The sequence below is a fragment of the Pseudomonas sp. R4-84 genome, from assembly GCF_054130985.1.
On record NZ_CP096390.1, the window covers coordinates 1,882,724 to 1,909,480 of the forward strand.

The 26,757-nt window shown below is 61.0% G+C and carries 21 protein-coding genes and 1 other RNA gene; 8 read left to right on the plus strand and 14 right to left on the minus strand.

The annotated features are described in order from the left end of the window. Positions 1-59 precede the first annotated feature (59 nt). The 4 genes from zipA to ffs all read left to right on the plus strand — a co-directional run bounded on the left by zipA (position 60) and on the right by ffs (position 4,942). Positions 60-905 (plus strand): cell division protein ZipA, encoded by an 846-nt coding sequence (gene zipA, locus M1D68_RS08750; RefSeq protein WP_420764726.1) that lies wholly within the window; start codon positions 60-62, stop codon positions 903-905. A gap of 137 nt (positions 906-1,042) precedes the next feature. Then, positions 1,043-3,400: an NAD-dependent DNA ligase LigA gene (ligA, locus tag M1D68_RS08755; RefSeq protein WP_434563228.1), complete on the plus strand. Its 2,358-nt coding sequence runs from the start codon at positions 1,043-1,045 to the stop codon at positions 3,398-3,400. Between the two features lie 124 nt (positions 3,401-3,524). Next, positions 3,525-4,685 carry a zinc-binding metallopeptidase family protein gene (locus M1D68_RS08760; RefSeq protein ID WP_420764724.1) on the plus strand — a complete coding sequence of 387 codons (1,161 nt, stop codon included), beginning with the start codon at positions 3,525-3,527 and terminating at the stop codon, positions 4,683-4,685. Positions 4,686-4,845: 160 nt separating this feature from the next. Continuing rightward, an RNA gene (gene ffs / locus M1D68_RS08765) (signal recognition particle sRNA small type) lies at positions 4,846-4,942 on the plus strand. 131 nt (positions 4,943-5,073) lie between these two features. Here ffs and M1D68_RS08770 read toward each other — a convergent pair. Then, the gene (locus M1D68_RS08770; protein ID WP_457970030.1) at positions 5,074-5,841 is read right to left on the minus strand and encodes a substrate-binding periplasmic protein; all 768 of its coding nucleotides are present in this window, start codon (positions 5,839-5,841) and stop codon (positions 5,074-5,076) included. 143 nt (positions 5,842-5,984) lie between these two features. On the opposite strand from M1D68_RS08770, the gene dnaX reads away from it, so the two are divergent. The 4 genes from dnaX to recR all read left to right on the plus strand — a co-directional run bounded on the left by dnaX (position 5,985) and on the right by recR (position 10,386). Further along, complete coding sequence (dnaX, locus tag M1D68_RS08775) at positions 5,985-8,066, plus strand: DNA polymerase III subunit gamma/tau (RefSeq protein ID WP_434563232.1); 2,082 nt, start codon at positions 5,985-5,987, stop codon at positions 8,064-8,066. A 64-nt stretch (positions 8,067-8,130) separates the two neighbouring features. Next, a complete protein-coding gene (locus M1D68_RS08780; RefSeq protein ID WP_003183512.1) occupies positions 8,131-8,469 on the plus strand; it encodes a YbaB/EbfC family nucleoid-associated protein in 339 nt (112 codons plus the stop codon). 219 nt (positions 8,470-8,688) lie between these two features. Beyond that, on the plus strand, positions 8,689-9,717 hold the full coding sequence (locus M1D68_RS08785; protein WP_457970033.1) for an NADP-dependent oxidoreductase: 1,029 nt from the start codon (positions 8,689-8,691) through the stop codon (positions 9,715-9,717). Positions 9,718-9,783: 66 nt separating this feature from the next. Then, a complete protein-coding gene (gene recR / locus M1D68_RS08790; RefSeq protein WP_181286939.1) occupies positions 9,784-10,386 on the plus strand; it encodes a recombination mediator RecR in 603 nt (200 codons plus the stop codon). Between the two features lie 130 nt (positions 10,387-10,516). Here recR and M1D68_RS08795 read toward each other — a convergent pair whose 3' ends face one another. The 13 genes from M1D68_RS08795 to M1D68_RS08855 form a co-directional block, all read right to left on the minus strand. After that, positions 10,517-11,065, minus strand: a complete 549-nt coding sequence (locus tag M1D68_RS08795) for an adenine phosphoribosyltransferase (protein ID WP_420764720.1) — start codon at positions 11,063-11,065, stop codon at positions 10,517-10,519. A 75-nt stretch (positions 11,066-11,140) separates the two neighbouring features. Further along, positions 11,141-11,875, minus strand: a complete 735-nt coding sequence (fnr, locus tag M1D68_RS08800; RefSeq protein WP_420764719.1) for a fumarate/nitrate reduction transcriptional regulator Fnr — start codon at positions 11,873-11,875, stop codon at positions 11,141-11,143. 94 nt (positions 11,876-11,969) lie between these two features. Next, positions 11,970-13,352, minus strand: a complete 1,383-nt coding sequence (hemN, locus tag M1D68_RS08805; RefSeq protein WP_457970035.1) for an oxygen-independent coproporphyrinogen III oxidase — start codon at positions 13,350-13,352, stop codon at positions 11,970-11,972. A gap of 304 nt (positions 13,353-13,656) precedes the next feature. Beyond that, the gene (locus M1D68_RS08810) at positions 13,657-14,340 is read right to left on the minus strand and encodes a sulfite exporter TauE/SafE family protein (RefSeq protein WP_457970037.1); all 684 of its coding nucleotides are present in this window, start codon (positions 14,338-14,340) and stop codon (positions 13,657-13,659) included. After that, complete coding sequence (gene ccoS / locus M1D68_RS08815) at positions 14,333-14,551, minus strand: cbb3-type cytochrome oxidase assembly protein CcoS (RefSeq protein ID WP_420764716.1); 219 nt, start codon at positions 14,549-14,551, stop codon at positions 14,333-14,335. The genes M1D68_RS08810 and ccoS overlap by 8 nt, the downstream gene beginning before the upstream one ends. Positions 14,552-14,575: 24 nt before the next feature. Further along, positions 14,576-17,026, minus strand: a complete 2,451-nt coding sequence (locus M1D68_RS08820) for a heavy metal translocating P-type ATPase (protein ID WP_457970038.1) — start codon at positions 17,024-17,026, stop codon at positions 14,576-14,578. Between the two features lie 20 nt (positions 17,027-17,046). Then, complete coding sequence (locus M1D68_RS08825; protein WP_457970039.1) at positions 17,047-17,586, minus strand: FixH family protein; 540 nt, start codon at positions 17,584-17,586, stop codon at positions 17,047-17,049. 11 nt (positions 17,587-17,597) lie between these two features. After that, positions 17,598-19,013, minus strand: a complete 1,416-nt coding sequence (ccoG, locus tag M1D68_RS08830) for a cytochrome c oxidase accessory protein CcoG (protein ID WP_434563242.1) — start codon at positions 19,011-19,013, stop codon at positions 17,598-17,600. A 361-nt stretch (positions 19,014-19,374) separates the two neighbouring features. Beyond that, on the minus strand, positions 19,375-19,845 hold the full coding sequence (locus tag M1D68_RS08835) for a hypothetical protein (protein WP_457970040.1): 471 nt from the start codon (positions 19,843-19,845) through the stop codon (positions 19,375-19,377). 496 nt (positions 19,846-20,341) lie between these two features. Beyond that, the gene (locus tag M1D68_RS08840) at positions 20,342-20,701 is read right to left on the minus strand and encodes a DUF6124 family protein (protein WP_434563246.1); all 360 of its coding nucleotides are present in this window, start codon (positions 20,699-20,701) and stop codon (positions 20,342-20,344) included. A 505-nt stretch (positions 20,702-21,206) separates the two neighbouring features. Further along, positions 21,207-21,818: a hypothetical protein gene (locus tag M1D68_RS08845; RefSeq protein WP_434563248.1), complete on the minus strand. Its 612-nt coding sequence runs from the start codon at positions 21,816-21,818 to the stop codon at positions 21,207-21,209. 84 nt (positions 21,819-21,902) lie between these two features. Further along, positions 21,903-22,313: an SMI1/KNR4 family protein gene (locus tag M1D68_RS08850; RefSeq protein WP_434563250.1), complete on the minus strand. Its 411-nt coding sequence runs from the start codon at positions 22,311-22,313 to the stop codon at positions 21,903-21,905. Continuing rightward, on the minus strand, positions 22,304-26,722 hold the full coding sequence (locus tag M1D68_RS08855; protein WP_457970042.1) for an RHS repeat-associated core domain-containing protein: 4,419 nt from the start codon (positions 26,720-26,722) through the stop codon (positions 22,304-22,306). Before M1D68_RS08855 ends, M1D68_RS08850 begins: the two co-directional genes overlap by 10 nt. Positions 26,723-26,757 lie beyond the last annotated feature (35 nt).

A 26,757-nucleotide genomic window follows, 5' to 3' on the forward strand; every position in this document is an offset into this window, starting at 1 on the left:
CGGTTTGCAAATAGCTAAGCCCCTTATTTTTCAGCATTTTTATAGAGGCACGGGATTAAATGGAAATCGGTCTGCGCGAGTGGCTGATCGTCATCGGCATCATTGTCATTGCCGGTATTCTTTTCGACGGCTGGCGTCGCATGCGCGGCGGCAAGGGCAAACTCAAGTTTCGCCTGGATCGCAGCCTGTCGAACCTCCCCGATGAGGATGACAGCGCCGAGCTGTTGGGCCCGCCCCGGGTGCTGGACACCCACAAGGAGCCGCAGCTGGACGAACACGATTTGCCGTCCATGAGCGCGCCTGCCCGTGAGCCACGGGAGTCGGGTTCCAAGCGCGGCAAGCGCAACAGCGAACCGTCCCAGGGTGATTTGAACCTGAACCTCGACCTCGATGGCGGGCCGAGCTTCAACAGCCGTGACGGCGATTTCCCGGACGAGAGCAAGTCATCCAGCGGCGACAAGGAACAGGCCCAGGCCGAAGAAGTGCTGGTGATCAGCGTGATCTGCCGCGACCCGGCCGGCTTCAAGGGCCCTGCGCTGTTGCAGAACATCCTGGAAAGCGGCCTGCGTTTTGGCGAGATGGACATCTTCCATCGCCACGAAAGCATGGCAGGCAATGGCGAGGTGTTGTTCTCCATGGCCAACGCCGTCAAGCCTGGCGTGTTCGACCTGGACGACATCGACCATTTCAGCACGCCGGCGGTGAGCTTCTTCCTGGGCCTGCCAGGCCCGCGTCATCCCAAGCAGGCTTTCGACGTGATGGTGGCCGCTGCGCGCAAGCTGGCCCAGGAGCTCAACGGCGAATTGAAGGACGACCAACGCAGCGTGCTGACGGCCCAGACCATCGAGCACTACCGCCAGCGCATTGTCGAATTCGAACGCCGCGCGCTGACCCAGAAGCGTTGAGCGATGAGACCGGCTCCCCTTGGTTGGAGAGCCTCTTGTGGCGAGGGAGCTTGCTCCCGCTGGGGTGCGAAGTACCCCTCAACGTCTTGAGAAAATTGAGCAGCCCAGGCTGCTCTTTTGCTTTATGAGAGAACACCATGAGCGCCGTCGAAACCCGCATCCTAGAGCTGCGCACCGAGCTGGACCAGCATAATTACCGCTATCACGTCCTCGATGAACCTTCCATTCCGGACGCCGAATACGATCGTCTTTTCCATGAGCTCAAAGCCTTGGAAGAACAACACCCGGAGCTGGTGACGAGCGATTCCCCGACCCAGCGAGTCGGCAGCGTGGCGCTGTCGGCCTTCAGCCAGGTGCGTCACGAAATCCCGATGCTCAGCCTGGGCAACGTGTTCGACGAAACCACTTTGCGCGAGTTCGACCGGCGAGTGACCGAAGGCCTCGACCTGCCCATGGGCGATTTGCTCGGCGGCGGCGCGGCGGTGGAATACAGTTGCGAGCCGAAGCTCGATGGCCTGGCGGTCAGCCTGTTGTATCAAGACGGCATGCTGGTGCGCGGCGCGACGCGAGGTGACGGCACCACGGGCGAAGACATCAGCGTCAACGTGCGCACCGTGCGCAACATTCCTCTCAAGTTGCAAGGCAGCGGCTGGCCACCGGTGCTGGAGGTGCGCGGCGAGGTGTACATGTCCAAGGCCGGTTTCGAGCGCTTGAACGCCACCCAGCTGGAGGCGGGCGGCAAGACGTTCGCCAACCCCCGCAACGCCGCAGCGGGCAGCCTGCGCCAGTTGGACTCCCGGATAACCGCCAATCGTCCCCTTGAGTTTTGCTGCTATGGCATCGGCCAGGTGACGTCGGACATCGCCGATACCCACATTGGCAATCTCAAACAACTCAAGGCTTGGGGCATGCCCATCAGCCGCGAGCTGAAGCTGGCCCACGGCATCGACGAATGCCTGGATTACTACCGTGACATTGGTGAGCGGCGCAGTTCGCTGCCCTACGAAATCGACGGCGTGGTGTTTAAGGTCAACAGCATCGCGTCACAGCGCGAACTGGGTTTTCGCGCGCGGGAGCCTCGCTGGGCTATCGCTCATAAATTCCCTGCCAGCGAAGAGCTTACCGAACTGCTGGACGTCGAGTTCCAGGTCGGCCGCACCGGCGCCGTCACGCCCGTGGCGCGGCTCAAGCCGGTCAAGGTGGCTGGCGTGACGGTGGCCAACGCCACGTTGCACAACATGGACGAGGTGGCGCGCCTGGGCCTGATGATCGGCGACACGGTGATCATTCGCCGAGCCGGTGATGTCATCCCGCAAGTGGTGCAAGTCGTCACCGAGCGTCGTCCAGCCAATGCCCGTCCGGTGGCAGTGCCGCAGCAATGTCCGGTTTGCGGTTCCCACGTCGAACGCACTCAACTGATCAAGCGCAGCAAGGGCCGTGAAACCGTCAGCGAAGGCGCGGTGTACCGCTGCGTCGGTCGCCTGGCCTGTGGCGCGCAGCTCAAGCAGGCAATCATTCATTTTGTCTCGCGCCGGGCCATGGATATCGAAGGGCTGGGCGAGAAGAGCGTCGAACAATTGGTGGACGAAGGCCTGGTGGGGTCGCCGGCGGACCTGTATGCGCTGACGTTCGAGCAGATCGTCGACCTGGAAGGCTTCGCCGAGCTGTCGAGCAGGAATCTGCTGTCAGCGATCGTCGACAGCAAGAAGCCGAGCCTGGCGCGTTTTATCTACGCCCTCGGCATTCCCGACGTGGGCGAGGAGACCGCCAAGGTCCTGGCCCGCTCCCTCGGTTCACTGGAGCGCGTGCAGGCGGCGCTGCCGCAGGTGCTGACGTACCTGCCGGATGTCGGCCTGGAAGTTGCCCACGAGATCCACAGCTTCTTCGAAGACCCGCACAATCGCCAGGTCATCAAGGATCTGCTGCGCCATGGCCTGGAGATCCAGGACCAGGGCGAACTGGGCGCGGAATTTTCCGCCAGTACTACCCTGGGAGGCTTCCTCGACAAGCTGCACATTCCTTCGGTCGGGCCGGGCGGCGCGCAGAAACTGGCGGACAAGTTCGGTTCCCTCGAAGCCGTCATGGATGCCGACTGGCTGGACATGCGCCAGGCGTTGCCGGAAAAGCAGGCAAACGCCGTGCGCGAATTCTTCACCATCGCCGCCAATCGTGAACAGGCCTTGGCTGCCGAGCAGCAACTGCGGGATTTCGGCATGCACTGGCGGAGCGAGAAGAAGGTTGTCGAGGGCTTGCCTGAAGCGGGGCACACCTGGGTCCTGACCGGTTCGCTGGAGCTGATGAGTCGCGATGTCGCCAAGGACAAGCTGGAAAGCCTGGGGGCGAAGGTGGCCGGTTCCGTGTCGGCGAAAACCCACTGCGTGGTGGCCGGGCCGGGCGCTGGATCGAAATTGACCAAAGCCAATGAACTGGGGCTCAAGGTGCTCGACGAACAAGCGTTTGTCGAGTTCTTGACAGGGCATGGCGTCGCGCTCTGAGGCTTGGCTTTTGTGGCGGGGGCGCAAGCTCCCTCGCCACGGTTATCGGGGTCATGACACAGCGTTTTGGAACGATTATGAGCATCAGGTGATCTAGTCTTGCAGGCTCCTGGGAGAGATCGCCATGTACCGCTTTTTCGAACAACTGAGCTCACGCATCGCCGCGCCGTTCCTGGGTGATCGGTCACGCAACAGCAAAGTCTGGCCGTGCCGCTGCGGCCAGTCATTGTTCTTTCGCAACAGCCAATGCCTGGCGTGCCTGGCGGCGTTGGGGTATCAGCCGGAGCAGAGCCGCCTTTCGTCCCTTCAGCCCGGCGAGCAACCTGATACCTGGCTCCTGGACGTCGACCCGCAGGCCGGACTGTTTCGCCGCTGCGCCAATCTCGACACCCCGGCGGCGTGCAATTGGCTGTTACCAGCCAACGGGCACGACACACTGTGCATCGCCTGCAGCCTGAATCGCACGATTCCCGACCTCTCGATCCCGGAAAACCCCGAGCGCTGGCGCAAGGTCGAAACCGCCAAGCGCCGCCTCGTGGCGCAACTGATTACCCTCGGCTTGCCGGTCATCCCCAAGAGCGCCGACGAAAACATCGGCCTGGCCTTTGATTTCATCGGCGTCGACCCCGACGGGAAACCGCCGACGACCGGGCACGCCAGCGGCCTTATCACCCTCGACATCAAGGAAGCCGACGATGCTCACCGCGAGCACGTGCGGCAGCAGATGCACGAGCCGTATCGGACCTTGCTCGGGCATTTTCGCCACGAGGTCGGCCATTATTTCTGGGACCGGCTGGTTGCCGACAGTCACTGGCTGGAGCCGTTTCGCGCCTTGTTCGGCGATGAGCGCGCAAGCTACTCCGAGGCGTTGGAGCGGCATTATCAACAAGGCGCGCCACTGGATTGGCAGGCCCGTTACGTCAGCGCCTACGCCACCATGCACCCGTGGGAGGACTGGGCTGAAACCTGGGCCCATTACCTGCACATGATGGACGCCGTCGACACGGCGCTCGGCTTCGGCATGAGTGCGCGGGAAATGGATTTCGATTACCAGCCATTTCCTCCCGAAACCCTGTTCGACCCCGAGCACGCGGGCGGCAAGGCGTTCCTTTCATTCGTCAACGCCTGGATCGAACTGGCCGGAATGCTCAACGAACTCTCGCGCAGCATGGGCCAGCCGGATTTCTACCCGTTCGTCGTACCGGCGGCAGTAATCACCAAACTGCATTTCATCCATCTGGTGATCCAGGAGGAGGGTGGCCGGGCGGATGAGGTGCTGTTGTAGTTTCTATCTGAATGGCCGAGGCGATTGCGAAAGAGCTTCTTCCCATAGCAAGTACTTGAACCTCATGGATTTTTTTAATCCGACACGAACGGTTGTAACTTCTTGTCAGATAGGTACAATGGCGCGGCTCGCCGCAAGGCGGGCGTCGTTATGGTGACCCCATCGGTCCCCCCGCAACGATTACCCGTGAACCTGGTCAGATCCGGAAGGAAGCAGCCACAGCGGGAACATTGTGTGCCGGGGTGTGGCTGGTGGGGTTGCCTCCTTAACGCCCCCAGGCCTTCGTTCGCAAGGTTTGCCAGATACCTCCTGTTCTAAGATATCACGCTCGTGCCGGTGGCTGACGAAACCACAGGGCGCCACCACAGCGCCAGGCCCGGCCCGTTGATCATGGAGACGCATCGCCGTCCCGCAACCCTTCGTTGCGGCCAGTATATAGCTGGATGATCGCGTCGATTTCCCCGGATCTCTTCATGTTCGACAAGGTACGCAGGATGCGCTGTGCGGGAATCTTCGGATCATTGCGCACATAGCAGCTCAACTGTTGTTCCTGCAGGACAGCGACTTGGCGCAGCTGTCGGTCAGCGCTGTGACGCTGGTTGAACCAGTCCAGCGCCCATTGATTGCTGACCGCATAGCGGTATCGCCGGGCCAGCAGTTTCGCCAGCACCTGATCCTGGCTGCGGGCGTCGTCGCGCCGCAGGTGGCCACTGTCGAATAATGGCTGCAGGGTGGGGTAGCTGTAGCTCAGCACGGTGCCGATGGACTGTTGTGTGAGTGCCGACGGCGTGATGGCAGCGGGAGCGCCGGGCGAACCGACAAGCACATCGCGCTGGAAGAACAGCGGGACGCTCCAGAGATAGTCGCCCCCGATATCCTTCACCCAATCAGGCGAGACATAACAGCGCATGTCTATTTCGCCCTGCTCCATGGCGCTGTCCAGCCGCGCGCGGGCCAGGACATGGAATTGCGCAGGCATGCCCACCTGGGTCGCCAGGCTGGTCATGACGTCCGTCAGAATGCCCTGGGTCGGGCGGCCTCTGTCGATCTGCACCATGGGCATGGCCCAGCCATCGGTGACGGCAAAACGCAAGGGAACCTCATCAGCGAAACACCCCGTCCCCAACAACAGCAAAGCCCCCATGGCCGAACGCATAAACTCTCCTGACTGTACAAAAAACTGTCGACAACCGAGCTGCTGAACCTAGCTTAGCCAGATTAGACGAGCGCACCGGATGCAATTTCGTCCCTGCTCCGCTAGCATTAGCCGCTTATGTTCCTTCGTTGCGACGGTTTTCGATGAGTTATCAGGTTCTTGCACGTAAATGGCGTCCGCGCTCGTTCCGCGAAATGGTCGGCCAGACCCATGTGCTCAAGGCTCTGATCAATGCCTTGGACAGCCAGCGGCTGCACCATGCCTATCTGTTCACCGGTACCCGCGGCGTGGGCAAGACCACCATTGCGCGGATCATCGCCAAGTGCGTGAACTGTGAAACCGGTATTACGTCGACGCCCTGCGGCGAATGTTCGGTCTGCCGGGAAATCGACGAAGGTCGTTTCGTCGACCTGATCGAAATCGACGCCGCCAGCCGCACCAAGGTCGAGGATACCCGCGAGCTGCTCGACAACGTGCAGTACGCCCCGAGCCGTGGGCGCTTCAAGGTCTACCTGATCGACGAAGTGCACATGCTCTCCAGCCATTCCTTCAATGCGCTGCTCAAGACCCTCGAAGAACCGCCGCCCTACGTCAAATTCATCCTGGCGACCACCGATCCGCAGAAACTTCCCGCAACGATTTTGTCGCGCTGCTTGCAGTTCTCTCTGAAGAACATGACGCCGGAACGGGTCGTCGAGCACCTGACCCATGTGCTGGGCGTCGAGAACGTGCCGTTCGAGGACGATGCGCTGTGGCTGCTGGGACGAGCCGCCGACGGTTCGATGCGTGACGCCATGAGCCTGACCGACCAGGCCATTGCCTTCGGCGAAGGCAAGGTCATGGCCGCCGAGGTGCGTGCCATGCTGGGCACCCTCGATCACGGCCAGGTCTACGACGTTTTGACTGCGCTCATCGAAGGGGACGCAAAGGCATTGCTCGAAGCGGTGCGTCACCTGGCCGAGCAGGGGCCGGACTGGAATGGCGTGCTCTCGGAGATTCTCAACGTGCTGCACCGTGTCGCCATCGCCCAGGCCTTGCCCGAGGGGGTCGACAACGGCCATGGCGACCGGGACCGCGTGTTGGCTTTGGCCCAGGCGCTGCCGGCCGAAGACGTACAGTTTTATTACCAGATGGGCCTGATCGGCCGTCGCGACCTGCCACTGGCACCGGATCCGCGCGGCGGCTTCGAGATGGTGCTGCTGCGAATGCTTGCGTTCCGGCCGGCCGATACCGCGGACGCCCCGAGACAAGCGCTAAAGCCAGTGGGGATCAGCCAGGCCACAGCTGATTCCGCCAAGCCAGTGGCTGCCACGCCCGTTGTTGCGTCGGCAGCGGCTCCTGCTCTTACGGCGGTGGCGCCCGCAGCCCAGCCGATTCCGGCCCCGGCGCCTGTTGTCGTCACGCCTGAGCCAGAGCCCGAACCGGTCGTCGAGGCGCTCCCCGAGCCCGTCGCCGAAGAAGTCATCGACCTGCCTTGGAACGACCCGGTCGAGCCGCAAGTTATCCAGCAACCCGCCGTCGAGCCCGTTTTGGAAACCATCGCCGAGCAGCCCGAGTTGCCGCCGATGCCCCTGCCGACACCCGACAGCGTGGTGCCCGATGCACCCGAGTGGGTGGCTGCGCCAATGCCGGAGCCGACGGTGGCCGACGTCGAGGTCGCGACGCCGGGCATCGATCTGGACGACGAGCCGCCGCTGGACGAGGACTACATCGAGCCGGACATCGATTCGGCCTACAGCTACCTGGACGACCTGGCCAGCGAACATGCCGCCGAACCGGCACCGGAGCCAGAACCTGAACCGGCGGCAATGCCCGCCACTGGGCTGGCCCTGCAATGGCTGGAGCTGTTCCCCAAGCTGCAGATCAGTGGCATGACCGGTAGCATCGCCGCCAACTGCACCTTGATCTCGGTCGAGGGCGACCATTGGCTGCTGCACCTGGATCCGGCCCACAGCGCGCTGTTCAACGCAACCCAACAGCGTCGCCTCAACGATGCGCTGAACCAGTACCACCAGCGCACTCTCACGTTGACCATCGAGCTGATCAAGCCCGAGCAGGAAACCCCGGCTCAGGCCGCGTCCCGGCGCCGCGCCGACCGTCAGCGCGAAGCCGAGGAATCGATCCAGAACGATCCGTTCATCCAACAGATGATGCAACAGTTCGGCGCCGTGGTCCGTCACGATACTATCGAACCTGTCGAGGCCCCGGTCACCCAGGGCTCATAACTGAAGGCGCCGGGCCGGGCAGGCCGGGCGCGTTGTTTATCCAAGTACTTTCGAGGTGATTACCATGATGAAAGGTGGCATGGCCGGCCTGATGAAGCAGGCGCAGCAGATGCAGGAAAAAATGGCCAAGATGCAGGAAGAGCTGGCCAACGCTGAAGTCACCGGCAAATCCGGTGGCGACATGGTGACGGTGGTCATGACCGGTCGCCACGATATCAAGCGCGTCAGCATCGACCCGAGCGTGGTCGAAGGCCTGAGCGAAGACGACAAGGAAATGCTCGAAGCCCTGTTCGCCGCCGCCGTCAACGACGCAGTGCGCAAGATCGAAGCGAACAGCCAGGACAAGATGTCCGGCATGACCGCTGGCATGCAGCTGCCGCCGGGCATGAAACTGCCGTTCTGATTCGCCATCGCGCTCGGGATGGGCTACACACAATGCCAGGCATCGCGCCTGGCATTTTTGTTTCTGGCAGGAGCAATGGGGTCTCTGTTCGACTGCTTTCGTCGGAACGCCGTCCGGAGCAGGCTGCACCGTGCTATCCCGGCATAAACATCGAACGCGCCCCCAAGGCAATGGTCTGCTCCCTATACGTGTACGCTCAACGAACTAGGAGACGCCTCCATGTCATCGATTTCCAATCAGCGCATCGTGCTGGCCTCGCGCCCCCAAGGTGCGCCAACCCCTGAAAACTTTCGACTTGAACACGTGACGTTGCCCGATCTGGCCGAAGGACAAATCCTGCTCAAGACGCTCTTCCTGTCACTGGACCCTTACATGCGCGGGCGCATGAGTGACGCGCCTTCCTACGCTGCGCCGGTGCAGATCGATGAGGTGATGACCGGTGGTGCCGTCAGCCGCGTAGAGCGCTCGATGCATCCGAAATTCCAAGAGGGTGATCTGGTGGTGGGGGCCACGGGTTGGCAGAGCCACTGCATCAGCGATGGCCGCGATGTCATTCCGATCCCTTCCGGCTTGCCCAGCCCCTCGATGGCGCTGGGGGTGTTGGGGATGCCGGGCATGACGGCCTACATGGGGTTGATGGACATTGGCCAGCCCAAGGCCGGGGAAACCCTGGTCGTGGCGGCGGCGTCGGGCGCCGTGGGCTCCGTGGTTGGCCAGGTGGCGAAGATCAAGGGCTTGCGGGTGGTGGGGGTGGCCGGCGGTGGCGAAAAATGCAAGTACGTGGTCGATGAGCTGGGTTTCGACGCCTGTATTGACCATAAAAGCGCGAATTTCGCCGAAGAGCTTGCCAGGGCTTGCGATCAAGGTATCGATATCTATTACGAAAACGTCGGCGGCAAGGTCTTCGATGCGGTCGTGCCGCTGCTCAACGCCAAGGCGCGCGTCCCGCTTTGCGGCTTGATCGCATCCTACAATGATCATCAGCCGCCAAGTGGCCCGGATCGCCTGCCGCAACTACAACGCACGCTGTTGACCAAGCGCGTGCGCATCCAGGGTTTCATCGTGTTCGATGATTACGGTGATCGCCAGCCGGAATTCATCAGCGCCATGGCGCCCTGGGTGCGCGATGGCAAGGTCAAGTTCCGCGAGGACGTGGTCGACGGTCTTGAAAATGCGCCCCAGGCTTTCATCGGCATGTTGGAGGGGCGAAATTTCGGCAAGTTGGTGGTGCGAGTAGCGCGCGATTGAGTATTTGACGCTAATCGGAGGCGCGGGTATAAACCGCGTCTCGTTGTTATGTCGGACGTTTCCCCCATGAGCTTCAGCCCTTTGATCCGCCAACTGATCGATGCCCTGCGAACCTTGCCAGGCGTGGGTCAGAAAACCGCCCAGCGCATGGCGTTGCAACTGCTCGAGCGTGATCGCAGCGGCGGCTCGCGCCTGGCCCAGGCGTTGAGCCAAGCCATGGAAGGTGTCGGGCATTGTCGCCAGTGCCGCACCCTGACCGAGGACGATCTTTGCCCGCAATGCGCCGACCCGCGACGGGACGACAGCCTGCTCTGCGTGGTCGAGGGGCCTATGGATGTCTATGCGGTGGAGCAGACCGGCTTTCGCGGCCGTTACTTTGTGCTCAAGGGGCACCTGTCACCGCTCGACGGCCTGGGGCCCGAAGCCATCGGCATCCCGCAGTTGATGGCGCGGATCGAGGAGGCGGGCACGTTTACCGAAGTCATCCTCGCCACCAACCCGACGGTCGAAGGCGAAGCCACTGCGCATTACATCGCCCAACTGCTCAGCAATAAAGGCCTGGTCGCCTCCCGCATCGCCCATGGCGTGCCGTTGGGTGGGGAGCTTGAGTTGGTGGACGGCGGGACGCTGGCGCATTCGTTTGCCGGGCGCAAGCCAATCGCGTTGTAGCCGCAACACGAATCCCTTGTGGGAGCGAGCCTGCTCGCGATAGCGGTGTGTCAGCCAGTATAGGTATCGACAGATCTACCGCCATCGCGAGCAGGCTCGCTCCCACAATGGGTTATGTGATTTGGCCAGGTTATTTTTCGCTGAGGGAGAACTGCGTCAGGCAGAACGTCGGGATGCCCATGTCTTCCAGGCGCTGGGAGCCGAGCAGTTCCGGCAAGTCGATGATCGCCGCGGCTTCATGGACCCTGGCGCCCATGCGGCGGATCAGGTTGGCGGCGGCGATCAACGTTCCGCCAGTGGCGATCAGGTCATCGAACATCACCACCGAATCCCCTTCGCACAGGCTGTCGGCGTGCACTTCAAGAAAGGCTTCGCCGTACTCGGTCTGGTAACCCTCGGCCAGTACGTCGGCTGGCAGCTTGCCCTGTTTGCGAAACAACACCAGCGGCTTGTTCAGCTGATAGGCCAGGATCGAGCCGATCAGGAAACCCCGGGCATCCATCGCGCCAATGTGCGTGAACTCGGCCTCGACATAGCGATGGGCGAAGCTGTCCATGACCAGCCGCAGGGCAGTGGGCGACTGGAACAGCGGAGTGATATCGCGAAAGATCACGCCTGGCTTGGGGAAGTCGATCACGGGGCGGATCAGGGATTTGATGTCGAAGGAGTCGAAGACCATCGTCGAGGTGTCCTGGCTGGCTGCAAACGCGGCAGTATAGCGCGACGGGGCGAAAGCCTCAGCCGCGCGAGTGCGTCAGCCTTCGACCGAGCCGCCGGCCAGGGCGCAGAGCTGGATCGGGTCGAGAATATGAATTTCCTTGCCTTCGGCTGCGATCAACGCGTTCTGTTGGAAGCGGGTGAACACCCTGGACACGGTTTCCACGGCCAGGCCCAGGTAGTTGCCCATTTCATTGCGGGACATGCTCAAGCGAAACTGATTGGCCGAAAACCCGCGGGCACGAAAACGCGCCGAGAGATTGACCAGGAACGTGGCGATGCGTTCGTCGGCGGTTTTCTTCGAAAGCAACAACATCATTTGCTGGTCGTCACGAATTTCCCGGCTCATCACCCGCATCAATTGTCGACGCAGTTGCGGCAGCTGCACCGCCAACTCATCGAGACGATCAAAAGGAATTTCGCACACCGAAGTCGTCTCCAGTGCCTGGGCCGAGACCGGGTGGGTCTCGGTGTCCATGCCCGACAGGCCTACAAGCTCGCTGGGCAGATGGAAACCGGTGAGCTGCTCTTCGCCACCGTCGCTCAGGTTGAACGTCTTCAGGGCGCCCGAGCGCACTGCGTAAACCGAGTCGAAGCCATCGCCCTGGCGAAACAGGAACTCACCTTTTTTCAGCGGCCGTCCCCGTTTGACGATGTCATCCAGCGCGTCCATGTCCTCCAGATTCAACGAAAGTGGCAGGCATAGAGGGGCCAGGCTGCAATCCTTGCAATGGGCCTGGCTGTGAGCGCGGGATTTGACTGGCTCGGACATTTCTTAAATCCTTGTGGGAAAACACACATAAGACGTAAGGGTAACCCAGCGCACAAACTCCGGCCAGTGCGGTGTCCCCGTCAAAGTGTCGCGCTCAGATGACCCGGGAAAAACGTTGGCGGTTTTGTTGCTGCAGATAACCGTCGAAGACCATGCAGACAGAACGCACCAGCAGGCGCCCCGCGGGCAGTACGTTGATATGGGTCTGCGTCAATTCGAGCAGCCCATCGGCTGCCATCGTCTGTAGTTGCGGCCATAAAGAGCCAAAATAACCGCGCAAGTCGACATTGAAGTCTCGCTCTATCTCGGCGAACGCCAGCGAGAAATGGCAGATCAACTGCTGGATCACGGCGCGTCGCAAACGGTCGTCGGCGTTGCACACCAGCCCGCGGCTGGTTGCCAGTTGCCCGTCGGCAAGGGTGTTCTGGTAGTGGGTCAGGTCGCTGCTGTTCTGGCAGTACAAATCGCCGACCTGGCTGATGGCTGACACGCCGAGGCCGATCAGGTCGCAATGCCCATGGGTGGTATAGCCTTGGAAGTTGCGCTGCAGGGTCGCTTCTTCTTGGGCGATCGCCAGTTCGTCGTCGGGGAGGGCGAAGTGGTCCATGCCGATGTAGCGATAACCGGCGGCGGTCAGCTGTTCGATGGTGCCTTGCAGCATGGCCAGTTTCTGCACCGGGGTAGGCAGGTCCTGGCCATCGATCCGCCGCTGCGGCATGAAGCGCTCCGGCAGGTGGGCGTAATTGAAAACCGAGAGACGGTCCGGTTGCAGGCTGATGACTTCTTCGACCGTGCGCGCGAAGTTTTCCGGCGTTTGTTTGGGCAAGCCATAGATCAGGTCGATGTTGATCGAGCGGAACTGCAAGGTCCGGGCGGCTTCGATCACCGCCCGGGTTTCTTCCAGGCTCTGCAGGCGATTGACGGCTCGCTGCACGGCAGGGTCGAGGTCTTGCAGGCCGATGCTGACCCGGTTGAAGCCCAGCTCCCGCAGCAGGCCCATGGTTGACCAGTCGGCTTCCCGTGGATCGATTTCGATGCCGTAGTCGCCGGAATCGTCGTCCATCAGGTTCATATGCTTGCGCAGGCTGGCCATGAGTTGGCGCAGCTCGTCGTGGCTCAGGAACGTCGGCGTGCCACCGCCCAGGTGCAGTTGTTCCACCCGTTGGGAAGGGGCCAGATGGCAGCCGATCAGTTGGATTTCCTGCTCCAGGCGTCGCAGGTAGTTGTGGGCACGACCGCGATCCTTGGTAATGACTTTATTACAGGCGCAGTAGTAGCAGATGTTCGCGCAAAACGGCACGTGCACGTACAGCGACAGTGGCCTGTGTGCCTTGCGGCTGTCGCGCAGGGCGTGGAGCAGGTCGAAGGTGCCCACCTGGCCGGCGAACTGTGCCGCAGTAGGATAAGAAGTGTAGCGTGGTCCCGCCAGGTCGTAGCGGCGGATGAGGTCTGAGTCCCAACGGATGGCGTCGAGCATGCGGGCGTTCCCCGGATAGGCTGGCATGGTCGCGAGTCTAGGGGGCGTGGGAAAGGGCGTGTTGATTTGCGTCAACGGGGCTGGCAGTCGTCGAGGGTGATGCTCGTGCAGACAACTCAAATCCGTGGCGAGGGAGCTTGCTCCCGCTCGGCTGCGCAGCAGACGCAATATCAGTTACATGCGTCTCTGCCTGGGGGTGTAGGGGCCTGCTTCGCAGGCCAGCGGGAGCAAGCTCCCTCGCCACAGGGCTGCGATCATGATGTGCTCATTTCCTCTAAATTTGCTTGAGGAGGAGGCGACTCGGTCAATGACCCATGAGCCAATGCTGATGCGGCCCCGGCAGTGTCCAGATGCCGAAGACGATCACCAACAACCCACCGGCCATGCGCACGCTGCGTTTACGCAACAGGACGGTGACACGCTCGGCCGCCAGGCCAGTGGCGAGGAGCACCGGCCAGGTACCCAGGCCGAAGGCGAGCATCAATAGCGCGCTGTCCAGCGCATTGCCCTGGCTGGCGGACCAGAGAAGGGTGCTGTAGACCAACCCGCATGGCAGCCACCCCCACAGCGCGCCGAGCAGCAAGGCCCGTGGCAGGCTTGATACCGGCAGCAGGCGGTTGGCGACGGGTTGGATGTGTCGCCACAAGCCCCGGCCGATCCCCTCGATACGGGTCAGGCCGCTCCACCATCCGGCGAGATACAGGCCCATGGCGATCAGCAGCAGACCGGCCAGCACCCGCATGATCATCGCCGCCGGGCTGTTGGCGACGGCCCAGCCGGCCAGTCCGATCAGCAAGCCCGCCGTGGCGTAACTCAGGATCCGCCCCAGGTTGTACGCCAGCAATAATCGAAAACGCCGGCTGCGCTGTTCCTTGGGAATCGCCAGGGTGAGGGCGCCCATCAGACCGCCGCACATGCCCAGGCAGTGGCCGCCGCCGAGCAGGCCGAGGATGACGGCCGATATCAACAGCGGCGCCAGATCAAGCATGGGGCGGCGCCTTGTCGTCCGGTTTCTGGGCCTCGCCGCTTGCTTCTTCCACCGCGGCCTTATGGTTCGGGTCTTGTTCGTCGAACAGGATGCTGTGGGCCGGGCCGTCGAGGTCGTCGTATTGGCCGCTGTCCACGGCCCAGAAGAATATGTAGACGGCGATCGCTACGATCAGCAGCGCGGCCGGAATCATTACGTAAAGAGCTGGCATGTCGGACCTCCATGCCCGCGCGGCTCAGGCCGGCTGCGGACGGGTATCGGGCGTGGCATCAAGAACCTGCACCTTGGGTTGGCGGGTCAGCCTCAGCGCGTTCAAGACCACTGTCAGCGAACTGATGGACATGCCGGCCGCAGCCCACACGGGAGTGATCCAGCCAAGGGCGGCGAACGGCAACATGAGGCCATTGTACAGCCCCGCCCAGACCAGGTTCTCGATGATGACCCGACGGGTGCGCCGGGCGAGGCTGAAGGCGTGAACCAGGGCCTCGAGGCGGTTGGACAGCAGTACCGCGTCGGCGCTGGTCTTGGCCAGGTCGGTGGCCGAGCCCATGGCGACGCTGATATCCGCCGCTGCCAGTACCGGCACATCGTTCACGCCGTCACCGAGCACCAGCACCTTGCGGCCCTGTTGACGCAACTGCTGCAGCACGGCCAGCTTGTCGTCCGGGCGCAGACCGCCGCGAGCCTCATCGATGCCCAGTCCGGTGGCAACGCTGGCGACCATCGGCGAGCTGTCGCCCGACAGCAAGAGCGTGCGCCAGCCCCGCGCCTTGCAGGCCGCGACAAGGGCCGGGGCATCGGTACGCAGACGGTCGTCGAGGACAAACCAGGCCAGCGGCCCGGCATCATCCCCCAGCAACAGCCATTGCCCAGGTTCGTCCGGCATCACCGGTACGGTAACGCCACTCGGGTCGCAGACAAAGCCGGGATGGCCGATGCGCAATCGCTGTTCCCCCACCAAGCCCTCAAGCCCAAGTCCCGGAAAACTCTGCACATTCTCAGCGGCCAGTGGCGCCCGGCCGAAGGCGCGGGCAATCGGGTGTTCGGAGCGATTCTCCAAGGCCGCGGCCAAGGCCAGGCACTGATCGCTGTCGAGCGCCGCCAGGGGGCGGATGGCGCGCAACGCCAAGCGGCCTTCGGTAAGGGTGCCGGTCTTGTCGAAAATCACCGTGTCGATCTGGTTCAGGCCTTCCAATACATGGCCGCGGGTCAGCAACAATCCGAGTTTGTGCAGGGTGCCGGTGGCTGCGGTGAGTGCGGTTGGCGTCGCCAGGGACAGCGCGCAAGGGCAGGTCGCGACGAGCATCGCCAGGACGATCCAGAAAGCGCGCGAAGCATCCAGATGCCACCACAACAGGCCGATGGCGGAGGCGGCAACCAGAGAGAACAGCAGGAACCATTGGGCGGCGCGGTCGGCGATTTCCGCCAGGCGCGGCTTCTCGCCTTGGGCGCGTTCCAGCAGGCGGACGATGGCGGACAAACGAGTGTCCTGCCCCAAGGCCAATACCTGAACGGTCAGCGCGCCCTCGACGTTCAGCGTGCCCGCCGTGACTGCATCGCCGGCCTGGCGGGGTTGCGGCAGGTATTCACCGGTCAGCAGCGATTCGTCGACGCTGGACTGCCCTTCGAGAATCCTGCCGTCGGCGGGCAGGATAGCCCCGGGCTGCACCAGCACCCGGTCGCCCGTATGCAGTTCGCTGAGCAGGATGCGCTCGCTCTGGCCGTCATCCGCCAGGCGCAGGCACGAGGCCGGCAACAGGTTCACCAATTGGGCGGTGGCCGCAGCGGTGCGTTCCCGAGCCCGGCGTTCCAGGTAGCGGCCGGCCAGCAGGAACAGGGCGAACATGCCGACGGCATCGAAATACAACTCGCCGACACCGGTAATGGAGGTCCAGATGCCGGCAATGTACGCGCCACCGATGGCCAGGGAGACTGAAACGTCCATCGTCAGGTGGCGAGTGCGCAGGTCACGCATGGCACCCTTGAAAAAAGGTGCGCAGCTGTAGAACACAATGGGCGTTGTCAGGAATAGCGCGACCCAGCGCAGGATGGTGTGCATCTCCGGGCTCAGGTCGATGTTGAATTCCGGCCAGGTGGCCATGGTCGCCATCATCGCCTGGAACCAAAGCAAGCCGGCCACGCCCAGCTGGCGCAGGGCCAGACGGTTTTGCGCGGCGAGCTGTTCGCAAGCCTGGTCGGCCTGGTACGGGTGCGCGGCGTAGCCGATCTGGCGCAATTGCGCGAGCAGGGTGCTCAGCGGCAATTGGGCGTCGGCCCAGCGGACGTGCAGGCGATGGTTGGACAGGTTCAGTCGCGCCTCGGCCACCGCTGGCAAAGCGCGCAGGTGCTTTTCGATCAGCCAGCCACAGGCGGCGCAACTGATGCCTTCCATCAGCAGGGTGGTTTCGCAAAGCTCGCCTTCATGGCGAACGAACGATTGCTGCACGTCAGGGCGATCGTACAGCGCCAGTTCTTCGGTCAGCTGCACCGGCAGGGACTGGGGGTTGGCCGATGCTTCACTGCGATGCTGGTAATAGCTTTCCAAACCGCCGGCCACAATCGCTTCGGCCACCGCCTGGCAACCCGGGCAGCACAGCTCGCGGGTTTCACCGAGGACAACGGCGGTGAAGCGACTGCCGGGCGGGACGGGCAGGGCGCAGTGGTAGCAGGGCCGTGGGGTGGTCATGGTTGCTGCATAAAAGCGGCTTATTTCTTCAGGTCTTCAGCGCCTTGCAGCGGTTCATCACCGAGCAAGATGGCCTGTTCGTGGTTGATCTGCTCTTCTTCGAACAAGCGCCAGGTCTTCTCGTTCTGCGCCCCCAGCAGTTCGACAAAGCGCCGGCCTTCGACCTTGTCTGCCAATTGGCCAACGTAGCGCCCAGGTTCGCTGTCGTTGCGGGTCAGGACGATCTTGCGGTCCTTCTCCGGCTGGGTGGGTGAGATCAGGCTCAGTTCGAGGGTCTGGGGATGGCTGTTGCCGTCCAGGCGCAGGTTGACTTCCCCGGTGAGGTCGTCCAGCTGCACATTGGCATGCAATTGCAGGGTCTGGGCCAGCAGTTCGCGCTCCAGGGAGCGGTTGATGCCTTTACCGGCTTCGTAGTAGTTGTCGTTGACCAGGTTATCCGGGTTGTTCACCGCGATGGTCACCATGGTCAAGCTCAGCGTTACCGAGCAGGCAAGGATACCGATGATGATCCACGGCCAGAGGTGCTTGTACCAAGGGCTGGTGGCAGTTGCTGCAGGCATGTTCATTTCTCTCAACGAGTCTGTGGGCCGATGAACCGGCTCTTGGCTTCAACATGGACGCTTTCGTCATCGGCATCCTTGAGGATGAAGGTCACCTCGTTGGTGCTCGATGGCAATTGTTCAGGTGCGCTGGACAATTCGACCGGCTGGCTGTAGATCTCGCCGGCGGCGACCTTGATTTCCCGTCGGCCTTCGAGCTTGAGATCAGGCAGGCCGGCGGCTTCCAGGACGTACGTATGGTCGCGTTGGTCCTTGTTCATGATCTTCAGGCTGTAGACGTTCTCGATCCGACCTTCGGCGTTCTCGCGGTACAGCACGCGGTCCTTGCTGACGTCGAAACCCACCAGCGAACGCATGAAAAACGCCGTTACCAGCAAGCTGATCATGGCCAGCAGCACCAAGGCGTAGCCGATCAGGCGCGGGCGCAGTTTATGGGTTTTTTGCCCCGAGAGGTTGTGTTCGGTAGTGTAGCTGATCAGCCCGCGCGGATAATCCATCTTGTCCATGATGTTGTCGCAGGCATCTATGCAGGCCGCGCAGCCGATACACTCGATCTGCAAGCCGTCGCGGATGTCGATGCCGGTGGGGCAGACCTGGACGCACATGGTGCAGTCGATGCAATCGCCGAGGCCCAGGGCCTTGTAATCGATGCCTTTCTTGCGCGGGCCACGGCTTTCACCGCGACGCGGGTCATAGGAAACGATCAAGGTGTCTTTGTCGAACATCACGCTCTGGAAGCGGGCGTAAGGGCACATGTAGATGCACACTTGTTCACGCAGCCAGCCGGCATTGCCGTAAGTGGCCAAGGTGAAGAATCCGACCCAGAAATACGACCAGCCATCGGCCTGGCCGGTGAAGAACTCGAACACCAGTTCGCGGATCGGGGTGAAGTAACCGACGAAGGTCATGCCGGTGACGAAACCGATCAGTAGCCACAGGCTGTGCTTGGCGAATTTGCGCAGGAATTTATTGGCGCTCATGGACATCTTGTCGAGCTTGATGCGCTGGTTGCGGTCGCCTTCGGTGACCTTTTCGCACCACATGAAGATCCAGGTCCAGACGCTTTGCGGGCAGGTGTAGCCGCACCAGACGCGCCCGGCATATACCGTGATGAAAAACAGGCCGAAGGCGGCGATGATCAGCATGCCGGAGAGGAGGATGAAGTCCTGGGGCCAGAAGGTTGCACCAAAAATAAAGAATTTGCGTTCAGGCAGGTTCCACCAGACGGCTTGGTGACCGCCCCAATTCAGCCAGACCGTGCCGAAATACAGCAGGAACAGAAACCCCCCGCCAACCATTCGCAGGTTGCGGAACAGGCCCGTGAAGGCGCGGGTGTAGATTTTCTCCCGAGAGGCGTACAGGTCGACGCTTTTGTTGGCGTCTTTGGCAGGCGGGGTAACGTCATGTACCGGAATCTGGTTGCTCATCAATTGCATCCCACGGCAGTGGAAAAATGCCGAGGCCAGTACGTGCCGACCACGGTCAGAAAGGGTGTTGCAGTGGCGCAATGATACGCCTGTCGCTCTGGCTCAAGGGTGCGACCTTTGGTCGCGTTGGGTGTCTGGGCCGAATGGTGTAACGGATGTAACAAGTCATGACCTGGATCAATTGACTATAGACAGCGTATGGCGTTGGTGGAGTATTGGATGGCTGGGGCGGCTTCTCCACCCAGCGGGAGCAAGCTCCCTCGTCAGGGGATCTGCGTTTCGCCTCAAATCTTGTGCTCAGCCAGCGTTCCGCGCTGCCTCTTTCTAGCTGGCATTCAGACGGATAATTTGATGGTTTATGTTATTGCGGTTTATGAAGCCAGGAAGAAAAGTCGGATATGTAAATTTCATCCAGCGTTAGCGTCGGCGGTATGTTTTCGATGCTGTCAGCTATCTCGTCATAAGGCGCTGGTAGGACATAGCAGAGTCCGAAATCCTCGTTGAGGATTATGACGCCGTTGAATATGCGCTGGCGTTCGGTCAACTTTTTTATCTGGTCAAAAGGCATCCCTGTGGAAAGCGTATGTTCGTAAAGCCCTTTGTATCGCGCGTTGCAACCGATTGAAAAAATTGTTCCGTCAGGAAGGGTTGAGAGGGTGAGCGTACTATCGATTACGTACGCTGTTCTAGTTTCACCGTCAGGTAGCGTGTAGCTCTTTATCTCGACTTTATGATGCTCATAGAGCTCATTCATATAGGTCGAGATATTGTCTTGCAATAAAATGTTCGCAATTGAATGCTTGGATTTTATGTCGCCTGCAAAATCAATCATTTAAGTTCCACCGTTCATTAGCGTGCCGTTTACGTATACGGGTCAGTCTTTTATGAGGGTCATAATTTTTAAAGTCACTATGTCCAATCCTGCCGAATACAACATCTTCACCGGCTTTATTGACTTTATAGACCTTCCAATAATCATTTCCATGGACGTTGGGCTGGGTAGGGCTGCCGCCTGGATGGTAGTCAAGCTTGTAGGTGGCTCCGGATTTTGTACTGCGCACATACTGGACGTGCTGAATCGCATCTGGCCGAGGGCGTCGTAGGCGAAGCTCAGGGTTTGCACGTCGCCTTGCAGGTTGGTGAGGGCGGGTTACACGCTTGCTTTTGAGGTGTAGGCGATCCGTGGCGAGGGAGCTTGCTCCCGCTCGGCGGCGCAGCCGTCGTAAACCGGCTGATGCGGTGTGTCTGTAGGGATGCGCCGGTCTGTTTTGGGGCGGCTTCGCCACCCAGCGGGAGCAAGCTCCCTCGCCACGGAGGTGGTGTAGCAGCTAGCGTGGGTCGACGTTATCCAGTACACGGCTGGCCAGCATTGAACTCAGTTCGATCAATTGCTGGATGCCGAGGGCGATGTGGCGGCGGGGGCCTTCGAGGTCGAAGGCTAGGTTGCTGATCATCGCGTCAGCGGATGCCAGGTTTTCGCTGAGGTTAGCGAGCAGGCATTCGTTGTCGGCGTTTTTTGCCACGATGAAGAGCAGGTCCGGTTTGGATGCATCTTCGGACTTTTCCGGTTTCGGTAGCAGGTAGTAATCCAAGGCGCGCTTTTCTGCTTCGTCTTGTTTCTTCGTTTTGGATTGAGTGGACGCAGAGATGCGCTCTGTTTCGGGGGGATTCGGTGTAATTTTGAACATGGTGCAGCTCCTTTCGTAAGAGGAACCATCACCGTCTGCCGCCAAGCAGGTGGGGTGACGGGTTACGCAAGGTTGGCGGACCGGCACGAAAGGAACCCGGCATCCCCGAAGGGATCCTTGCGCAACCCGCCATAACATAGGAGTGCCAAATGCCAGAGACATTGCAATCATATTGGGGGCTGTTGCGCCTTTCGTGTACCGGGCCGCCAAGCCCGACCACTGATGGGCAGTGGCAGGGAAACGATAAAACCCATGGGCAAGGCGCACAAGCAGGCGGATTCTGGCGTAGTTGTAGGCAATGGCGCAAGGATTCGTAGCTTGTCGGAAGCATTGCGCAGGGAGAATAAACAAGCCTTCGTAATGCCCTGGATTCGGTGCGAGGGAGCTTGCTTTCGCTCGGTGGCGCAGCGTTTTTTCTGTAGGAATGCGCCTGCCTTTTTGGGGCTGCTGTGCAGCCCAGCAAGGGCAAGCTCCCTCGCCACGGGAATTTGCGCTTAACCTGCGCCTAGTAGTTTTTCGCAAGCGGCAAGTCGAACTGCTTGTTTCCGAATATTGATTTAGTGGCCAGAGCGTTCTTGAGCAAATCCGAATCCAGGCTCAGATTATTTTTGTGCGCTACAAAGACAATCGTCAGGAATGGGAACGCATAGTTATCCGGCTCGGCCAACACGTCATCGATTAATGTGGGGGAGCCAAGAACGCTGTGCTCTGCCTTGGGCAGGTAAAATTTCTCGAGCCGTTCGCTTATTTTCTTGACGGTTGCGCTGATGGCTTGAGGGGACGGGGTCCTGATGATGCCGCCCGGCTCGTCACCGAATTGTTTTGCTTGCTCCGACAAGGAGCTCTTCGATAAAAACGATGCATTCAGCAGGCGGCTCTCGTAGGGCGGGGATTGCTCTTTGCAGAAGCTGAAGGCCTCGCGGGTATAGAGCTCCAACCCCGCGTAATAGCCGTCGGCCTTGGTTAGGTGTTGAACGTAGATTTCCCCAAATTTTTCCTTGGCAGCGAGCAGGCCAAGTTTGTTTTTGCTGGCCTTCAGGTCCAAGTGGGCTGACGTTGTTTGCTGCAGCGCCGCCAGTAGTTTCACTTCCAGATGCTTGCGAATTTCCATACTCATGGCGCAGACCTGAGCGAGCCTCGTGAGGCTATCGCTTCACGGGCTCGTGTGTAGACTAAGCCTGTCCAGCGATGACGCATGGCTCTATTGACCCGTGAGTTCAGCGAGGAATTCTTCAAATGATTCGCATACGAACGCCAGATCTTCTTCATCCATCAAGTACAGGTAAATATTTCCGAAGTCAGCCTCCTTAACGGATAAGAGGAAGGAATTGCCACCGTGATCGTACGCAAAGGGGATCATTTGCTTTAACGACGGAACGTCGTCCGTCAAGTCTCGATAGACCGTTTCGATAGGGGCTTGTCCGTATTTGATCGGAGTGAATCCACCCAGCAAAAAATCATTCTCGCTATTGCTCTCAGCCAAATCGCCGCCGTTGTGCTTTAGATAAAATTGCCTAAAGGCTGTCGGTAATTCCACATTGAATTTTTCTTGGAACTCATTCAACTCTTGCACAGAGAGGGCGTGTTCGGATTCTTCGAGGGTCAGCCGCATTTGGATGCTCCTTTTGTTCTGCTCTTGAAACGAGCTGGGTGGGTGTAGGCCTTGCCCGTAGCTGCTTTGTATTGAGCTACACCGCCGTTATGGCTTATGCCGCTGTGGGCGTTTTGCTTGATGAGCTGCATCGTGCCTGTGTTGGTCTTCGGGTCGTAATCATCCAAGTGGTGCCATACGTGGCCGGATGGCGTAGTTTTTTGACTCAACTTGGCCGCCTTGTTTGCGGCCTCGAAGTCCTTCCCGTAGTCGCCAGTGTATTCAATTCTAACGATTGGGTTCACGCCGGATTTTTTGTTGTAAAGCGCGTTACTTTCAGAATAGTCGAGACCTCCACCAGGTGTCTTCGTGACGCCGGTGTACCCACGGTCTTTCAGTTTTATCAGCGGGTCGACTGCAAGGCCTAGAGGGTCTGCATAGCCGATAGGGTTGGGCGCATAGGCATAGAAATTTAGGCCTCCAGCCAAGCCTATTGGATCGGGCGTAGTGAAGCGACCCACGTCAGGATCGTAAAACCTGAGAACGTTGTAGTGCAGCCCAATTTCTCGATCGAGATACTGTCCTTGGTACCTCAGGTTTTGCTCTTCAATGAAGTAGGGTTCACGAATTTCCTGAAGAGGGTTACCCCACACCTCAAAGCGAGCTTGCCAGACGCTTCGTCCGTCGACTTCTGTGAGTTGTTCGGGCAGGCCGTTCAGGTCGTTGTGGTAATAACGGACTTTCTGATGCGCACCGTATCCATCTATCCGCGCAAGGGGTTCGTAGGTGTTATCCGTATAAAGATAAAGGCTAGTCTGGTTGTATCGACTTTCCTGCAATAAGCGCATGCCATCCCAGGTGAAGCGGGTTTCCCCAAGCGGGTAGCCGTGGCTGTCGTGTTCGGTTTTTTCGATGCGCCGGCCCAGCGGGTCGTAGGCCATTTTGACCACGCTGCCGTTGTCATTGCGCACCTCGATCAAGCGGCTTTCGGCGTCGTAGGCAAAGTGCTGCACGCCACGTTTGGCGCTGCGTTTTTCGATCATCCGGCCGAAGGCGTCGTAGCGGTAGCGCTTGTCCTGGTAGGTCAGCAGTTTGTTGTGCACCACCAATCCGGCGCCGGGGGCCGGGCCGTCCAGCAGGTTGGCGGCGGCGTCGTAGGTGAAGGTTTCGCGCTGGCCGTGCAGGCTGTCCTGGCTGGCGATGATGCGACCGGTGGCGTCGTAGTGCAGGAGCTGGCGCTGTTGCGCGGCGGGTTGCTGGTCGAGTTTGCCGATGAGGTTGTCGGCGGGGTCGTACTCGAAGTGTTTTTGCACCGCCGCCGGCAACAGCGAGGGTTGGCCGCTGTGGCGGCGTTGTCGCGTGCGCAGGCGACCGCTGCGGTCGTATTCGCTGCGGGTGCTGAACTGCCCTTGGGTACGCAGCACTTCGCGGTGCAGGCGGTCGCGTTCGAAGTCGCTGATGACCTGGCCGTCGAGGTTGATCTGGTGCAGATGACCACTGCCGTAGTACAGGCGGTTGACCCAGCGGCCATCGGGCAGTTGGGTCTGGATCAGGTTGCCGAGTTCGTCGTAGTGGTGTTGCAGGCTGCCGGCGGCGCTGTTTTCGGCGAGCAACTGGCCGAGGGCGTCGTAGGCGAAGCTCAGGGTTTGCGCGTTGCCTTGCAGGTCGGTGAAGGTGACGGCGGTGAGTTGGTCCAGCGGGTCGTAGCGGTATTCGGTGCGGCCGTCGTCGGTGACTTTGGCGATCAGCCGACCCACGGCATCGCGTTCCAGGCGATGGACGATGGGCGCCGGCGGTGTTTCGGGAATGAGCGCCAGGCCCGTGCCGTACGGTGCAGGCATCGCCGTCACTGCCGCGACGTTGTCGAGGCGGTCGTAGTCGTAGCGTTTGGCGCTGCCATCCAGGTCTTGTTGCTCGCTCAACCGATCCCCAGCATCCCAGGCAAACCGGTAGCTCTCGCCATTCTCGTTGGTCAGCGCTTGCAGCCGGCCGAAGCTGTCGTAGGCGAACTGCACTTGCCGGCCCTGGGCGTCGGTGCGTAGGCGGACCTGGCCGCGGCGGTTGTGTTGGTAGCGCGTGGTGTGCCCGGCCGGGTCGGTGTAGCCGGTGAGTTGGCCTGCGGTGTCGCGCTGGTAGTGCTCGGTGCGGCCGTCCGGCAATTGGCTGCTGAGCAAGCGCCCTTGGGCGTCGTAGCTGAATTGGGTGCGCTCGCCGAGGGCATCGGTGATGGTTTGCAGGTAGCCTCGCTGGTCATAACTGAAACGCGTCGGATAACCCGAGCAATCGACGTGTTCAACCAATTGCCCAAACGGGTTCCAGCGCAGCTTTTTGTTTTTGCCGGTGGCGTCGATGATTTCCACGACCTGGCCGTGGGCGTCGTAGCGATAGTGGGTGATGTGGCCCCGCGGGTCGGTTTGCGCGGTGCAATTGCCGCGTTGATCGTAGCGGTATTTCCAGCTGTGGCCGGCGGCGTTGGTGTCCACCAGCGGCAGTCCCCAATGTTCGAGCCAGAGGGTGGATTCGCTGCGGCCCATCGGGTCGGTTTCGCTGATCAGATTGCCGGCATCGTCATAGCTGAACTGATACTGGCCACCTTGTGGATCGGTGGCGCTGAGCAACTGACGTTCATCATTCCATTCGAACAGCCACGTCTGGCCGAGGTTGTCGCTGAACCGGATGATCTGGTGCTGGCTGTTCCAGTGCCGAATGCTGACGCGTTGCAGGCTGTCGCTGATGCGGGTGATACCGGCGTGCAGGTCATAGTCGAACTGGTAGGCGTCGCCTTCGTCGGTCCAGTGCCGGACCACGCGCCATTCCTGGCTTTCGATCAAGGCCCACTCATAGAAGCAGCGCAGGCCGGTGGGTAATTGGTGCTCGACCATCCGCTGCCCGCCGTCATAGCTGAAACGCCGTTGCATCTGGTTGCCAGCGTCGCGTACTTCGGCGAGGTTGCATGCGGCGTCGTAGGCGTAGCTGACCAGCACTTCCCGCGATTGATCAGGATAGAGACGTTCGATCCGGCTGACGCGTTCGCCTTCGCGAATCAACTCGACCTGCACCAGATCGAAGGTGTCGCGCAGCCGTACCAGGCGTCCGGCGTCGTCATAGTCGAGGTGGATACGGTTGTCGTTGCGGTCACCCAGTTGGCTCAGGCGCAGGTGTGCCGGGTTGACCGGCGTGGGTTCGAACAAACGGTACAGGCCGTCGTCGCTTTCGATCAGCAATTGCCCGTTCGCGTGACGGCGCACGGCCAGACCCTCGCCGGCGCTGAACACCGCGCCGCCCAATGGGATCGAGCCCATGTCGATGGGGCGCGCCTGTTCATCGGTGTAGACCAGGGTTTCGCCGCCGTCGGGGTGAGGGAGGATTTCGACCTGTACCTCATAGCTCACGCTCCACCCGGCACCGAACAGGCTGCCGTGACGTTCGTCGCGGCTGTTGTAGAAACGCTGCCAGTTTATCGGCAGGATGCCGGGCAAGACGAAGTCCAGCTCTTCATCACCACCCAGCACCTTGGCGCCGGTGGCGGCATGCACCGGGTTCGGCGAGCCCAGGGCGGCGTTGGCAGCCGCGTTCGCCGCACTGCTGGCGGCCATGGACACCGCGCCGCCCACCAACATGCAGGGCAATTTGCTGAAGAACTTGCCTTTGCCGCCCTTGAGCATCAAAAGCGCCGTGACCGCCAACCCCACGCCCGGGGTCTTGCCGCTGCGGATCTCGCGCACTACCACCGAACCGCCGCCGATGGTCACGTCCGGTGAGATCAGCCCGGACGACACCACCGTCGCGTCGCACGTGCTGCGGTCGCCGCTGCGCACGGCGGGCTGGCCGTTGATGGTGACCTTGTCCGAGCCCTCGGCCATGAATTGCGGGGGCATCGGCGGGTGCTTCGTGCAGATGACCAAGTCTTCGGGCTTGGGTACGGCGCCCGGCGCGGGCGTGGCGACGGTAGGACGCCACATCTGCGAGAAGAATGACCCGGCCATGTCCAGGTAGCTGGGTTCTTCTTCTGGCTCGGAGGCTTCGAGCTCGGTGCCGGCCGGGGCGACATGGGATTGAATCGCCCCGGCGGCGCGGGCGGCGGGTATGTTGTTGGTGAGGGTGTCGGTGGACCCGGTGAGGATGTTGGCCTGCACCGTGGGCGGAAAGAGGGCGTTGCCGATGCCTTCGCATATATTGCTCAAGCCTTTATCGGCCCCGGTCTTGCTCATGGCCAGGCCGACCACCGTTCCCACCACCAGGCCGAGCACGAAGCAGCCCAGGCCGCCAGTGACCACGGTAATGCCCGTGGCGGCGACCACCGCGGCGGTCGCCACGGCAGTGATCGCGATGTTCGCCGCCACCTCCAGCACGCCGCCGAGAATGTCGGCCATCATTGAAGTGTGGTTCAGCGCGTCGCCCAGGCGGGCAGCCCAGAGCGCGTCAGACATGGACGATGCTCAAACTGGCGCTTGTATGCTTGGGT